The organism is Microbispora sp. ATCC PTA-5024, assembly GCF_000511135.2.
Lineage (GTDB): Bacteria > Actinomycetota > Actinomycetes > Streptosporangiales > Streptosporangiaceae > Microbispora > Microbispora corallina.
On the sequence record NZ_KI866526.1, the window covers coordinates 429110 to 442037 of the forward strand.

The following is a 12928-nucleotide window of genomic DNA, read 5'->3' on the forward strand; positions in this document are numbered from 1 at the left end:
TGTTGACGACGATGCCGTCCGTGTCAGCCCTCGCGGACCTTGCCCGACTCGACGACGAGGCGGCGGGTGGTGTGGACGGCCTCCAGCATGCGGCGGTCGTGGGTGACCAGCAGCAGCGTCCCCGTGTACGACGCGAGGGCCGACTCCAGCTGCTCGATCGCGGGAAGGTCGAGGTGGTTGGTGGGCTCGTCGAGGACGAGCAGGTTGACCCCGCGGGCCTGGAGGAGGGCGAGGGCCGCCCGCGTGCGCTCGCCGGGGGACAGGGTGGCCGCCGGGCGCAGCACGTGATCGGCGCGCAGGCCGAACTTGGCCAGCAGCGTCCGGACGTCGGCCGGCGGCAGGTCGACGAGCGCGCCGAACGCGTCGAGCAGCGGATCGTCGCCCTCGAACAGGCCGCGGGCCTGGTCGACCTCGCCCACGACCACGCCGGGGCCGAGGGCGGCCGTGCCCTCGTCGAGGGGCAGCCGGCCGAGGAGCGCGCCGAGCAGCGTCGTCTTGCCCGAGCCGTTCGCGCCAGTGATCGCGACCCGCTCGGCCCACTCGACGCCCAGGTCGACCGGCCCGAGCGTGAACGCGCCGCGCCGCACGACCGCCCCCCGCAGGGTGGCCACCACGGCCCCGGAGCGCGGCGCGGCCGCGATCTCCATCCGCAGCTCCCACTCCTTGCGCGGCTCCTCGACGACCTCCAGCCGCTCGATCATCCGCTCGGTCTGCCGGGCCTTGGCCGCCTGCTTCTCGGTCGCCTCGGTGCGGAACTTCCGCCCGACCTTGTCGCTGTCGGGGGCCTTGCGGCGGGCGTTCTTGACGCCCTTCTCCATCCACGCGCGCTGGGCCCGGGCTCGGGCCTCCAGCGTGGTCCTCGTGTCGGCGTACTCCTCGTACTGCTCCCGCGCGTGCCGCCGGGCGACCTCGCGCTCCTCCAGGTAGGCGTCGTAGCCGCCGCCGTACGCGCGGACCTGCCGCTGGGCCAGGTCGAGTTCGACGACCCGGTTGACCGTACGAGCGAGGAACTCCCGGTCGTGGCTCACGACCACGGTCCCGGCGCGCAGGCCGGTCACGAACCGTTCGAGCCGGTCGAGGCCGTCGAGGTCGAGGTCGTTGGTCGGCTCGTCGAGCAGGAACACGTCGTACCGGCTGAGCAGCAGCGACGCGAGCCCGGCGCGGGCCGCCTGGCCGCCGGACAGGGACGTCATCGGCTGGCCGAGGTCGACGGTGAGCCCGAGGTCGGCCGCCACCTCGGCGGCCCGGTCCTCCAGGTCGGCGCCGCCGAGGGCGAGCCAGCGGTCGAGGGCCTCCGCGTACGCGTCGCCGGGGTCGCCGCCCACGAGGGCCTCGGTGGCCGCGTCGAGGGCCCGCTGCGCGGCGCTCACACCGGTCCGCCGGGCGAGGAACGCGGCGATCGTCTCCCCGGGACGCCGTTCGGGCTCCTGCGGCAGGTGGCCCACGTTGGCGGTGGGCGGGCTGAGCCGTACGGACCCCTGCTCGGGGGTGTCGAGGCCGGCCAGCAGTCGCAGCAGCGTGGACTTGCCCGCGCCGTTGACCCCCACGAGGCCGACGACGTCGCCGGGCGCGACGACCAGATCGAGATCGGTGAACAGGACGCGGTCGCCGTGCCCGGCGGCGAGGTCCTTCGCGACAAGAGTGGCGCTCATCAGGACACCGACACTATCGGCTCGTCCAACTCGTGCCGTACGAGCGCGCGTCCCCCTCGCCGGCGCCCCGCGCCACGTCAGGCGCCGATGCCCCTCATGGCGGCCTGGAAGACGCGTTCGCGCTGGTCGTCGTCGCGGTAGACGCCGACGCTCACGCCGATGGCGAAGCGCATCACGTCGTCGATGTCGAGGCCCGGGTCGACCCGCCCCGCCTCGTGGGCGCGGGCGACGAGCGCGCCGCCGGCCTCGTAGAGGGCCTCCCGGGCCACGGGGTAGGCGCTCGGGTTGAACGCCAGGCCCTCGATGAGCACGCGTTTGGTGCCGGCGACCTCGACGAGCCGCCGCAGCCATTCGACGAGGGCGCCGAACGGGTCCTCGGCCCCCGCGAGCCGTTCGGCGTGGTCGCAGACGGCCTGCACCTCCGACAGGTACACGACCTCGACGAGCGCCTCACGGGTCGGGAAGTTCCGATACAGCGTCGCGTTGCCGACGCCGGCCCGCCGCGCGATCTCGTCCATGCTGGCGTCCCCGCCGTGCTCGGCGAAGACCTCGCGCGCGGCCGCGACGAGCGCGTCGAAGTTGCGTGCCGCGTCCGCCCGGTGCGGGCGGCGCTGGGCGAGCAGGTCGGGCATGCGCGGAACCTATCGTTTGCGAAACGGATGAAGTCCCCACTAATGTGGGGACTATCCCCGGATAACCGGGGGCCTTGTCCACTTCATCATAGAAGGCGGTACGTCATGCCCGGCAAGCTTCCGACGATCACCATCGGCGGGGACCTCGCGGTCACCGCCATCGGATACGGGGCGATGCAGCTCACCGGCCCCCAGGTGTGGGGCCCGTACCCCGACCACGAGGGCGGCCTGCGCCTCCTGCGCTCCCTCATGGACGAGGGCGTCACCTTCATCGACACCGCCGACGTGTACGGACCCCACACCAACGAGCTCCTCATCCGGGAGGCGCTCCACCCCTACCCGGAGGACCTCGTCATCGCGACCAAGGGCGGGTTCGTGCGCGGGGGCCACGACTATTCGACCCGCGGATCGGTCGGCAACCCGAAGTACCTCCGCCAGGCGCTCATGACGAGCCTGCGCAGGCTCGGCCTCGACCGCGTGCAGCTCTACTACCTGCACAGCGGGTACGCCGTCGACGCCCCGTTCGAGGACCAGGTCGGCGAGCTCAAAGCCATGCAGGACGAGGGATACATCCAGCACATCGGGCTCTCCAACGTGACCCCGGAGCAGTACGAGATCGCCCGCGGCATCGCGGACATCGCCGCGGTCACGGCGCTCTACAACGTCGGGAACCGCAGTGGCCGCGCGCTGCTCGCGGCGGCCGAGCGGGACGGCGCCGTCTTCTCTCCGTGGCATCCGGTCAGCCTGCGTGACGGCGGCGAGAACGCCGGTCAGGTGGCGGCCACCCTCGCGCCGATCGCGGCCGCCCACGGCGCCACCCCGCAGCAGGTCGCGCTCGCGTGGCTGCTGCACCGCTCGCCGGTCATGCTCCCGATCCCCGGCTCCACGAGCCTCGCGCATGTGCGCGAGAACATGGCCGCCGCCTCCATCGCGCTCAGCCCGGAGGAGGTCGCCGCCATCACCGCCCTCGCCGACGAGTGACCCCCCGCTTCACGACGTCACCGAAAAGGGCTCGCATCGTGGCCGCCGCGCCGGACACGATGGGGTCCCGTCAGGGGAGGTGATGTGCATGCGGGGACAGGAGGCGCTCGTCACGCTGTGGCGGCCGACGGGGCCGGAGGAGCTGGAGCTGGTCCGGCGCTCCGGGTGGCGCGCGTGGCCGCCTCGCCTGCCGGAGCAGCCGATCTTCTACCCCGTCCTGACCGAGGAGTACGCCGTCAGGATCGCGCGGGACTGGAACGCCCCGAGGTCGGGCGTCGGTTACGTCACGCGGTTCCGCGTGCAGGCCGCCTTCGCCGCCCGCTACCCCGTACGGCAGGTGGGCGGCCGGGACATCCTGGAGCTGTGGGTGCCGGCGGGCGAACTGGAGGAGTTCAACGCCCACATCGCCGGGCCGATCGAGGTGGTGCGCGAGTTCCGCCCGCCCCCGGGCGGCTGATCCCCGGTGACGGCGGCGCTTTCAGGTATGGCCGAGTGCGGGGGGACGGGGGACCGGGGCGAACTGCGAGAGCGTGAACCAGAGGGGCAGGCCGCGGCGCAGCGACTCGGGCCCGTGCACCTCGAGCTCACCCGCGCGCAGGGCCTCGGCCCAGCTCAGGTCGCCCCGCCAGATCTCGGTCATCCGGCGCAGACTGGTCGTCACCAGCACCCCGGGCGGGAAGCCGGGGTCGTCCTCGCAGACGTCCACCTCGCCGGGAGTGATGACGAGCCACCAGTCGCGGCTCGGCGCGGGGACGTCCGGGAACCGGAACTGCACCACCGTGCGCTCCGCGGGGACGCGCTCGTGGTCGACGTTGCGGTGCATGTCCCACAACAGCAGGTGCGGGTCGAGGTCCTCGTCGCCGAGCTGCGGGATCCACCGGATGCCCCACGTGCCCAGCGCCTCGACCACCTGTTGCAGCTCGCGCCCGGCGTCGGTGAGGACGTACTCCACGCGGCCTCCGCTGGGACGCCGTTCCAGGATTCCCGCCCGGACCAGCCGGCTCAGCCGGGAGGACAGCAGGGAGGGGGACATGCGAGGGACGCCGCGGCGCAGCTCGTTGAAGTGCCGGCTTCCGGTGACCAGCTCGCGGACGATGAGGAGCGTCCAGCGCTCGTCGAGCAGCTCCAGCGCCTTCGCGACAGGGCAGAACTGCCGGTACGAGGAACCCATGTCCCGAGGCTAACCAGCGCGTGACGCCGAGCCAACGGCCGGTACAGATCTCGTACTGGTCGCGGGACCGGCGTGTTCCTACCGTCGGCTCATGACCATCACAGTGGACTCCGTCCGCACCGACGAGCAGATCGTCGCGCTGGCCGCCGAGGTCGGCCGCCTGTGCGCGCCCACCGAGGCGGCCCACGACCGGGACGCCACCTTCGTCACCGAGGCCTACGCGGCCATGAGGGAGCACGGGTACCTGAGCATGGCGGTGCCCGCCGAGTTCGGCGGGCTCGGGGTCGGCCTGCGGCAGGTGGTGCTCGCCGAGCACGAGCTGGCCCGCCACGCGGGATCGGCCGCGCTGGCCGCGGCAATGCACCTCTACCTGACCCTCGTCCAGCTCTGGTGGCACCGCCGGGGCGCGCCCGACGCCGAGGGGGTGCTGCGCCGGGTCGCCGCCGACGGACTCGTCATGGCGACCAGCGGCGGCTCGGACTGGGTGTGCCCCACGACGACGGCCGTCGAGGTGGAGGGCGGCTTCCGGTTCACCGGGCGCAAGGCGTTCTGCTCGCAGGCGCCGGCCGCCGCCGTCATCTCCACCTCCGCCGTGCTGGGCGAGCCCGGTCCCGGTGCCGAGGTGCTGCACGCCGGCGTGCCGCTGACCAGCCCGGGCGTGTCCCTGGTGGAGACCTGGGACACCCTCGGCATGCGCGGCACCGCCAGCCACGACCTCGTCTTCGACGACGTCTTCGTGCCGGCGGACAAGGTCGTGGGCCGCCGGCCGTACGGGAAGCTGGCCGGACCGCTGCTGGTCGCGGCGATCCACTTCGCCCCCGTCGTGGGCGCGGTCTACCTGGGCATCGCGCAGGGGGCGTACGACGAGGCCCTGCGCGTCCTCGCCCGCCGCCCCGGGGAGCCCGCTCCGGCGGCGGTGCGCGGGCTGGGGGAGATGGGCGCGCGGCTGGTCGTCGCGAGGTGGGCGCTGCTCGCCGCCGTCGAGGAGGCCGGCGAGGACCCGGCGGCGGACGAACGGACCCTGACGACCCTGATGGTCGCCAAGCGGCACGCCGTGTGCGAGGCGAAGGAGGTCGTCGACATCGCGCTCGACGTGGTGGGCGGCTCCGCCTTCTTCCGGACCTCGCCGCTGGAGCGGGCCTATCGCGACGTCCGCGCCGGGCGGTTCCACCCGATCAACCCCGAGGCCACGCTGGCCATGGTGGGAGCCTGCGCCCTGGCCGAGGCCGCGGTCTCCTGAACGCCCGGTCGCTCACCAGAGCAGGTGCAGTTCCTCGGGCGAGCGGTGGATCAGCGTGGGGGCCATGACGACGGGCCGGTCGGGGTCGAGCCGCAGGCCGGGGAGCAGCCGGGCCAGCGTCTCCAGCGTGATCCGCACCTGCTCGCGGGCGAGCTGCGCCCCCGGGCAGGCGTGCGCGCCGTGCCCGAACGCGACGTGCCGCCGGGCCGCCCGCGTCACGTCGAGCTCGTCCGGCCGCTCGTGCCGTTCCCCGTCCCGGTTCGCGGAGCCGTACGCGACCAGGACCGCGGCGCCGGCGGGCAGCTCGGTGCCGGCGAGCGTCACCGGACGGGTCGTGAGGCGCCGGAAGGCCTGGACCGGGGCGTCGTAACGGGCGCACTCCTCCACCGCGGCCGGGATCAGGTCGGGACGCTCGCGCAGCAGGTCCCACCGGGCCGGGTCCTCCAGCAGGTGGAGGACGGCGGTGCCGATGAGGGCGGTGGTGGTGAGGTGCCCGGCGATCAGCAGGTTCTGCAGGTTGGAGACCAGCTCGGACCGCTGCTCGGCGGTGAGGGGAGCGCGTCCCGGGGCGAGGGCCTGGACGACCTCGGTGCACAGGTCGTCGCGCGGGTCGTCCCTGCGGCGCCGGGCGTAGCCGTCGAGCAGATGCTGCAGGGCGACGACCTCGCGGGCGGCCGCGACCTTCTCCCGTTCGCCGCCCGGCTGGAAGAAGAGCTCCTCGGCGCGGTAGCTCGCCTCCACCGCTACCGGCACGTCCTCGGGGTCGAGGCCCAGCAGGCGGCCGACGACCTCGCCCGGCAGCCGTCTCGAGTACGCGCCGACGAGCTCGACCCGGCCGGCCTGAGCGAAGCCGGCGATCAGCGCCTCCGCGCGCTCCGCGACGTACGGCGCGATCGCGGCGACCCGGGCGGGGGAGAGGCCGCGGACGAGCGGCGCCCGGTACCGCTGGTGGGCCGGTCCGTCGGAGGTCACGACGACGGGCGACCCCCCGAGGCCCCTGGCCAGCTCGGCCAGGACGGCCGGGGGCGGCACCTGGCCGCCGCGCAGCGCGTTGGCCGAGGAGAAGTCCCCGGGCCGGCGCAGCACCTCCCGCACGTCGGCGTCCCTGCTGACGAGCCAGGCGTCCATCTCGGGAAGGAAGGTCAGCCCCGGGGCCTCGCGGGCCTCGGCGTAGCGGGGATAGGGGTCGCGGAGCAGGGCGTCGCGCTCGGCGTCGGCCACAGGGTGCCTCCCGTTGTCGGGCGTGCGTGTCCTCACCGCCATACTGATCGACGATCGGCGGCGGTGGCGCCCACGGAACGCGGAGGTGGCGCGCGTGGACACGGCGGAGACGTACCGGCGGTTCGCCCGGCAGGAGGTCCGGGGGCTCTCCCCGGCGTACGAGGAGGTGGCGCGGGCCGTCGCGGCCGACCCGGAGCTGGTCGGCCTCATCGACACCCTGCCGCCGGCGAAGCGTCAGCCCAACCTGCTGCTGGCCGCGGCGGGCTTCCTCGGCGGCCCCCGCGACGACGCGGCGCGGCTCCCCCGGTGGTGCGTGCGGCACTGGGACGCGCTGCGGGAGACGATCCTCACCCACCGCACCCAGACCAACGAGGCCGGGCGGTGCGCCAGCCTGCTCCCGGTGCTCGCGTCGCTGCCGCAGCCGCTCGCCCTCATCGAGGTCGGCGCCTCCGCGGGCCTGTGCCTCTACCCCGACCGCTACCGCTACCGGTACGACGACCTGCCGCCCGTCGGGCCGGCGGACGGCCCGGTCGTCCTGACGTGCCGGACGAACGGGAGGGTGCCGGTGCCCGAGCGGGTGCCGGAGGTGGTGTGGCGGGCCGGGATCGACCTCGACCCGGTGGACGTCCGGGACGACGAGGCGCTGCGCTGGCTGGAGTCCCTGGTGTGGCCCGGCCAGGACGACCGGCTCGAACGGCTGCGCGGCGCCGCCCGGATGGCCCGGGAGGACCCGCCGCTGCTCGTACGGGGCGACGCCACAGAGGCGCTTCCCGAACTGGTGGACCGGGCGCCCGGGGGCGCCACGGTCGTCGTCTTCCACAGCGCGGTCCTGCCGTACCTGGACGCGGAGGCCCGGGACCGCTTCGTGGCGACCGTGAGGAGCCTGCCCGTCCGATGGGTGTCCAACGAGGGCTCACCCCGGCTGCCCGCGGTCCTCGCCCGGCTCACCCGGCCGCTGCCCGAGGATCGCCTGGCGTTCCTGCCCGCGCTGGACGGGGAGCCCCTCGCGATGGCCGGCCCGCACGGCGAATGGCTGGAGTGGCTCGCCTGAAGCGTCCAAGGGGTCCGGAGACGTCTCAGGGCTCCTCGGCGAGCGCGAGCAGACGCGTCACGGTGTTCCAGTTGCGCATCGTCGCGGGGGTGGACGACAGCTTCTCCAGCAGGGGCGGCAGCTTCGGGCGCCGCAGCCCGTCGGGGAAGTGGACGTACAGCTCCCGCTCGCCGATCGCCATCTCCTCCGGCGCGTACGCCGCCGGGTCGACCGCCTCCAGCCGTTCCCGGTCCGGGGGGCCGGACAGGAACACCACCGCGAACCGGGCGGGGTCGCGCACCTCCATCGGGTTGCGCTCCACCACTCCGCGCAGTTCCTCCGCCGTTCGCACGATCACCGCGATTCGCAGTCCCAGGTCGTCCGCGAGTCCCCGCTCGATCGCGGCGGCCGGGCCGGGGTCGCCGTCGGCCGTGAACAGGACGTTCCCGCTGCGCAGGTGGGTGCGCACCCCGCCGTACCCGAGCCGTTCGAGGACCGCCTTCAGGTCGGCCATCGCGACCGCGGTGGCGGGGTTGACGTTGATCCCGCGCAGCAGCGCCACGTACCGCATCGCATCGCCTCCTTACGGCGGCGACGCTACCCCCGGTTCCTGCCGGAACGCGTCAGGTATGCGGCAGGTGTGAGGCCGGCGCACGGCGGCGTGTACGGCAGGTGTGCGGCGGGCGGTCACACCAGGATCGCGCCGCCGTCCACGGTGAGGACGGTGCCGGTGACCCATGGCTGGGTCATGCAGTAGAGGTAGGCGGGAGCGACGTCGCCGACCTCGCCGACCCGGCCGGCCGGGACGGCCGCGCCGACCCCCTCGAACAGGGCCTGCCGGTCGGCCTCGCCCATCGACGCCCACAGGGGTGACCGTACGACCCCGGGCGAGACCGCGTTGACGCGGACGGGGGCGAGTTCGACGGCGAGGGCGCGGGTCAGCGACTCGATCGCCCCGCAGATGCTCGCGGCGACGGCCCATCCGGGGCCGGGACGGTCCTTGGCGATCCCGGTGGTGAGGGTGATCGAGCCGCCGGGACGGATCAGCGGGGCGGCGGCCTGGACGGCGGCCAGGGCGCCGAAGTAGCGCACCGTGAAGAAGTCCCGGGCCGCGCCCGGGTCGAGTGTGGCGACAGGCATGAGGTCCAGCGCCTCGCCGGCCGTGAACACGAGGTGGTCGAACTCGCCGATCTCCTGGAGGACCGCCCGCACCTGGGCGGGGTCCCCGAGGTCGGCGGCCCTTCCCAGGGTCCCGGCGGGGAGGGCGGCCAGCGCCCGGTCGACGCTGGCACGCCTGCTGGACACCACCGCCACCTCCGCGCCCTGGGCCGCGGCGGCCTCCGCCGTGGCCAGGCCGATGCCGGAGGTGCCGCCGAGGACGACGACGCGCTGTCCCTTGAGGTTCATGAGACGGGCCTTTCCGTAGTTGCGTTCCGTCCCCTTCACGATGTGGCCGCGCGGCCCCCGGCGTCCAAGACCCTTCCCGGCGGCTGCAATACCCTGAAGGCATCACGGGCCGAAGGAGATGCCGGTGGACGTCGACCTGCGCAAGCTGCGCTACTTCGTCGAGGTGGCCGAGCGGCTGCACTTCGGCCGAGCCGCGCAGGCGCTGCACATCGCGCAGCCCGTGCTGTCCCGGCAGATACGCGCGCTGGAGAACGAGCTGAAGGCCCAGCTGTTCGTCCGGGACAAGCGGGCGACCGAGCTGACGCCCGCGGGCCGGCAACTGCTGGAGGACGCCCGTCCCCTGCTGGCCTCCGCCGACGCGCTGCGCCGCCGGGTCGGCCGGGCCGCACGCGGCCCCCGTACGTTCACCGTGGGGTTCATGCCGGGCCTGATCGTGACGCCCGCCGTCCGCGCGCTGTCGGCCCGCCACCCCGACCTGACCGTCGAGGTGCTGCGCGTCAGCTGGGACGACCAGGCCGAGCTCATCCGCGACGGCCAGGTGGACGTGGGCTACGTCCGCCTGCCGATCGAGCGGCGCGGCCTCCGGACGCGCCACCTGCTGTCCGAGCCGCGCGTCGTCACGCTGCCCGCCGACCACCGCCTGGCGGGCAAGGACGCGATCAGCGTGGCCGACCTCGCCGACGAGCACCTGTTGCAGGACCCGGACGCCGTCCCCGAATGGCGGGACGTCGCCACCGAGACGGCCGCCGGTTCCCGCAGCGCCGGTCCCCGGATCCGCACGGTCGAGGAGAAGCTCGAACACGTCGCCGCCGGACACGGGATCGTGATCCTTCCGGCGTCCACGGCGGCCTTCTACACCCGGCCCGACGTCGTCCACGTCTCCGTGCGCGATCTGCCGCCCAACCAGGTCCACCTCGCCTGGGACGCCACCCGCCGCAGCCGGCTGATCCAGGAATTCGTCGCCGTCGCCGTCGATCTGCAGGGCTGAAACCCGCACTACGGGTACGGCTGGAGGGGAGACGGAGGAGGGATCGGACATGCCGGACCGTACGGAGCTGGAACGGCTTGGGGAGATCATCGACGAGCTCTTCCTGACCCGGGCGCAGGTGACGCGGCGGGATCTGTACGCCGCGGCGGGGGCGGACGACGCCCTGGGGCCGGGCGTCCTGGAGTTGCTCAACGAGGTGCCGGAGGGCGGCTACACCCACCACGACCTGGTGCGGGCCGTGAACGCGGCCATCGAGAGGCGCGGCGAGGAGGGCGAGCCGGGCCTGCTGGAGGTGCCGCCCCGCCTCACCGCCGTGGAGGACACCGTCGCGGCCGAACGGGCGATCGAGGACGACACGCCCCTGGAGGCCCTGAACCCCGACCCTTCGGCGCCGCCCCAGGACGTCCCCGAGTTCCGCGAACCGGAGGTCTGAGGCTCCCCGTTGTCCACAGGCGGGCCGGAGATGCGAGTCGGGGCGGCGGGAAGAGGCGAGACTGTCGGCATGCGAGCAACGGGCGAGGTGGACGGCGGCCGGGGCGGCGGTAGCGCCGGCGCGGCGTCCCGCGTGGGCGTGGCGTCGGCACCAGGGGCGGCCTGGCCGGTCCGGGCTTTCACGGGAGCCAACCCACCGGGCCGGGGGGAGGACCGCCCGGTGCGCCGCGTAGAAAAGACGGAAGAGGGGCGAACGTCCCGGCAAGCGTACGGCCAAAAGCCCTGCCGGAGCCGTGCGGGATGCGTCACCGTGGGGAGAACTGCAGGAGGAGGTGGGTCTGGTGCGAGGAACGGCTGAATGGGCCCTCAGGCGTGTGCGCCTGTACCGGCCGGACGGCAACCCCCTCCGGCGCGCCTCCGACCGCCTGGAAGCGCTCGCCGCGCTCGTGTTCCTCGCGCTCTGCGTGGCCTGCCTGGGGCCGGCCGCCGTCGCGGGCAACGCCGTCTACCGATCGGGCGTGGCCCAGGAGCGGGCGGGCCAGTGGGTGACGGCCACGGTCCTGGCCGAGGCCCCCAAGCTCACCTGGGTGTCCCTGGAGGGCGCGGCAGCCGAGTTGCGGACCCGGGTCGCCTGGACGGTCCCGGGGCGCGGCCGGGTCGTCGGCGAGGCCCCCGTGCCCGAGGGCACGAAGCCGGGCGCCCTCGTCCGCGTCTGGCTCGACCCGTCCGGCCGCCCGGGAGACGGCCCGCCCGTCCACATGGAGACGACCGTCGGCGCGGTGGTCACCGGGGTGTCGACCGAGGCCGTGGCCGTGGGTCTGCTGCTGGCGTCGCTGGCGCTGTTCCGCGCGCTGCTCGACCGCCGTCGCTTCGCCGCCTGGGAGGCCGAGTGGATCTCCGTGAACCCCCGTCGCCGCCGCCCCGGTGAGGACGCCCTGCCCTGAGGCCCGTCCCGGCGAGTCCCGCGGCTACGCGAGTCGCGTTCCAGACGATCCCGTTCCAGGGCGTTACCGATCGGAGCCGCGCATCCGAGGAGGCCGCAGTGCTGACCCTCACCGACCGTGCCGTTCAGGCGATCCGCGACCTCATGGTGGGGGAGTACCTCCCGAAGAGGGCCGGGCTGCGGATCTCCGCCCTGCCCGGGGAGGCGGCGGGCCTGGAGTTCTCGCTGGTCAGCGCACCCTCTCCGGGTGACGAGGTGCTGGATAGGTCGGACGTGCGCGTGTTCCTCGAACCCGAGGCCGCCGGGCTCCTGCGCGACCGCACCCTCGACGTCCACACCGGACCAGGAGGCCGGCCCACGTTCCAGTTCACCCCCGAGTCCTAGTACTCCAGTGACACTTCGGGATCATGGTTGGTATCTGCGCTGGTAATGGCATCGGCGGGCGGTGGCCTGGTGGCGGCGTCGCCACTGTGACCAACGCAGGATCTGTGCGACCGGCCGGGGCTGGGTGAGAACGAGTACGGCCAGCAGACGGCGGAGTTCAGGCACGGTTCAAAGGGATGTGATCCTCGTCGGTGCCGGGTTGGGCGGCTGCCAGCGCGGCGAGGAAGGCCAATGCCAGCAGGCCAGCGTGATGTGCCGGTGCCAGCCGGTCCAGTTGCGGACTTGGTAGTGGTCCAGCCCGGCCTGGCCCTTGGCGGCTTGGAAGGATTCCTCCACGTGCCAGCGGATACCCGCGATGCGTACCAGGGTCAAGAGCGGCATTTGGGGTGGGCGCGTAGCAGCGGTAGAAGGCGAGCTCGTCGGTGACCAGGTTGCGCCGGATCAGCAGCCAGCGGTGGCCGGGCCGGCTGGCATCGATGCGGGCCTACGCCCAGGCGTACATGCGTGGGCCTTGGCCCCGTTGCCGGCGCTGTAGCGGTGCCAGTGCCGGTCGGCCATACCTGCGGCGATCTCTTCGGCGGTTCGTTGGGTGCCTTCCAGGTCCACGCGCCGGTTGCCAGCGATCGCCAGTACGTAGGCCAGATGGCGCTCCTCCAGGAGCGTTCGCAGGCGAGGGTCTTGGCCGTAGACTTCATCGCCGGTCACCCAGCGGGCGGTCAAGCCCGCTTGCAACGCTGCGGCGATCATCTGTGCGGCCAGAGCGGTATGTCTTCACAAACTCCGAACGATCATGTGGTGGCCGTTTCCATGCGACCTCACCCACATAGATCGTGAAGTGTCACTGAAG

Annotated in this window: 14 protein-coding genes and 1 pseudogene; 8 read left to right on the forward strand and 7 right to left on the reverse strand. The window is 73.7% G+C overall.

Translation table 11 applies throughout. From position 1 onward, the window contains the following. Positions 1-23: 23 nt before the first annotated feature. Together MPTA5024_RS32680 and MPTA5024_RS32685 are read right to left on the reverse strand one after the other, a co-directional pair. Positions 24-1652: an ABC-F family ATP-binding cassette domain-containing protein gene (locus MPTA5024_RS32680; protein ID WP_036331554.1), complete on the reverse strand. Its 1629-nt coding sequence runs from the start codon at positions 1650-1652 to the stop codon at positions 24-26. 77 nt (positions 1653-1729) lie between these two features. Continuing rightward, positions 1730-2284 (reverse strand): TetR/AcrR family transcriptional regulator, encoded by a 555-nt coding sequence (locus MPTA5024_RS32685; protein WP_036331557.1) that lies wholly within the window; start codon positions 2282-2284, stop codon positions 1730-1732. A gap of 105 nt (positions 2285-2389) precedes the next feature. On the opposite strand from MPTA5024_RS32685, the gene MPTA5024_RS32690 reads away from it, so the two are divergent. Both MPTA5024_RS32690 and MPTA5024_RS32695 read left to right on the forward strand, forming a co-directional pair. Further along, entirely contained in the window at positions 2390-3265 is an 876-nt protein-coding gene (locus tag MPTA5024_RS32690; protein ID WP_036331560.1) for an aldo/keto reductase, read from the forward strand. Between the two features lie 88 nt (positions 3266-3353). Next, complete coding sequence (locus MPTA5024_RS32695) at positions 3354-3722, forward strand: hypothetical protein (RefSeq protein WP_036332079.1); 369 nt, start codon at positions 3354-3356, stop codon at positions 3720-3722. 21 nt (positions 3723-3743) lie between these two features. On the opposite strand, the gene MPTA5024_RS32700 is transcribed toward MPTA5024_RS32695, so the two are convergent. Beyond that, positions 3744-4436 (reverse strand): winged helix-turn-helix transcriptional regulator, encoded by a 693-nt coding sequence (locus MPTA5024_RS32700; RefSeq protein ID WP_036331563.1) that lies wholly within the window; start codon positions 4434-4436, stop codon positions 3744-3746. Between the two features lie 91 nt (positions 4437-4527). On the opposite strand from MPTA5024_RS32700, the gene MPTA5024_RS32705 reads away from it, so the two are divergent. After that, the gene (locus tag MPTA5024_RS32705) at positions 4528-5676 is read left to right on the forward strand and encodes an acyl-CoA dehydrogenase family protein (protein WP_036331565.1); all 1149 of its coding nucleotides are present in this window, start codon (positions 4528-4530) and stop codon (positions 5674-5676) included. Between the two features lie 12 nt (positions 5677-5688). On the opposite strand, the gene MPTA5024_RS32710 is transcribed toward MPTA5024_RS32705, so the two are convergent. Continuing rightward, entirely contained in the window at positions 5689-6939 is a 1251-nt protein-coding gene (locus MPTA5024_RS32710) for a cytochrome P450 (protein ID WP_051458940.1), read from the reverse strand. A gap of 52 nt (positions 6940-6991) precedes the next feature. Between MPTA5024_RS32710 and MPTA5024_RS32715 the strand changes: the two genes are divergently transcribed. Then, positions 6992-7948, forward strand: a complete 957-nt coding sequence (locus tag MPTA5024_RS32715) for a DUF2332 domain-containing protein (protein WP_036332080.1) — start codon at positions 6992-6994, stop codon at positions 7946-7948. A 25-nt stretch (positions 7949-7973) separates the two neighbouring features. Here the strand turns inward: MPTA5024_RS32715 and MPTA5024_RS32720 are convergent, their stop codons facing one another. Next, positions 7974-8498 carry a DUF1697 domain-containing protein gene (locus MPTA5024_RS32720; protein WP_036331568.1) on the reverse strand — a complete coding sequence of 175 codons (525 nt, stop codon included), beginning with the start codon at positions 8496-8498 and terminating at the stop codon, positions 7974-7976. A 116-nt stretch (positions 8499-8614) separates the two neighbouring features. Further along, positions 8615-9334 carry an SDR family oxidoreductase gene (locus MPTA5024_RS32725; RefSeq protein WP_036332081.1) on the reverse strand — a complete coding sequence of 240 codons (720 nt, stop codon included), beginning with the start codon at positions 9332-9334 and terminating at the stop codon, positions 8615-8617. A gap of 124 nt (positions 9335-9458) precedes the next feature. Here MPTA5024_RS32725 and MPTA5024_RS32730 point away from each other — a divergent pair, with 124 nt between their 5' ends. The 4 genes from MPTA5024_RS32730 (at position 9459) to MPTA5024_RS32745 (ending at position 12081) form a co-directional block, all read left to right on the forward strand. After that, positions 9459-10322 carry a LysR family transcriptional regulator gene (locus tag MPTA5024_RS32730; protein WP_036332082.1) on the forward strand — a complete coding sequence of 288 codons (864 nt, stop codon included), beginning with the start codon at positions 9459-9461 and terminating at the stop codon, positions 10320-10322. A 49-nt stretch (positions 10323-10371) separates the two neighbouring features. Then, a complete protein-coding gene (locus tag MPTA5024_RS32735) occupies positions 10372-10755 on the forward strand; it encodes a hypothetical protein (protein ID WP_036331569.1) in 384 nt (127 codons plus the stop codon). Between the two features lie 340 nt (positions 10756-11095). Then, positions 11096-11698: an Rv1733c family protein gene (locus tag MPTA5024_RS32740; RefSeq protein ID WP_157099852.1), complete on the forward strand. Its 603-nt coding sequence runs from the start codon at positions 11096-11098 to the stop codon at positions 11696-11698. Between the two features lie 98 nt (positions 11699-11796). After that, the gene (locus MPTA5024_RS32745; protein ID WP_051458942.1) at positions 11797-12081 is read left to right on the forward strand and encodes a HesB/IscA family protein; all 285 of its coding nucleotides are present in this window, start codon (positions 11797-11799) and stop codon (positions 12079-12081) included. A 21-nt stretch (positions 12082-12102) separates the two neighbouring features. Here MPTA5024_RS32745 and MPTA5024_RS44760 read toward each other — a convergent pair. Beyond that, a pseudogene (locus MPTA5024_RS44760) lies at positions 12103-12843 on the reverse strand (IS701 family transposase); the annotation flags it as partial. Positions 12844-12928 lie beyond the last annotated feature (85 nt).

Bases quoted from the DNA above. Each gene is read 5' to 3' on its own strand.
- MPTA5024_RS32680 (WP_036331554.1), bottom strand. From the start codon at position 1,652: ATGAGCGCCACTCTTGTCGCGAAGGACCTCGCCGCCGGGCACGGCGAC.
- MPTA5024_RS32685 (WP_036331557.1), bottom strand. From the start codon at position 2,284: ATGCCCGACCTGCTCGCCCAGCGCCGCCCGCACCGGGCGGACGCGGCA.
- MPTA5024_RS32690 (WP_036331560.1), top strand. From the start codon at position 2,390: ATGCCCGGCAAGCTTCCGACGATCACCATCGGCGGGGACCTCGCGGTC.
- MPTA5024_RS32695 (WP_036332079.1), top strand. From the start codon at position 3,354: ATGCGGGGACAGGAGGCGCTCGTCACGCTGTGGCGGCCGACGGGGCCG.
- MPTA5024_RS32700 (WP_036331563.1), bottom strand. From the start codon at position 4,436: ATGGGTTCCTCGTACCGGCAGTTCTGCCCTGTCGCGAAGGCGCTGGAG.
- MPTA5024_RS32705 (WP_036331565.1), top strand. From the start codon at position 4,528: ATGACCATCACAGTGGACTCCGTCCGCACCGACGAGCAGATCGTCGCG.
- MPTA5024_RS32710 (WP_051458940.1), bottom strand. From the start codon at position 6,939: ATGGCGGTGAGGACACGCACGCCCGACAACGGGAGGCACCCTGTGGCC.
- MPTA5024_RS32720 (WP_036331568.1), bottom strand. From the start codon at position 8,498: ATGCGGTACGTGGCGCTGCTGCGCGGGATCAACGTCAACCCCGCCACC.
- MPTA5024_RS32725 (WP_036332081.1), bottom strand. From the start codon at position 9,334: ATGAACCTCAAGGGACAGCGCGTCGTCGTCCTCGGCGGCACCTCCGGC.
- MPTA5024_RS32735 (WP_036331569.1), top strand. From the start codon at position 10,372: ATGCCGGACCGTACGGAGCTGGAACGGCTTGGGGAGATCATCGACGAG.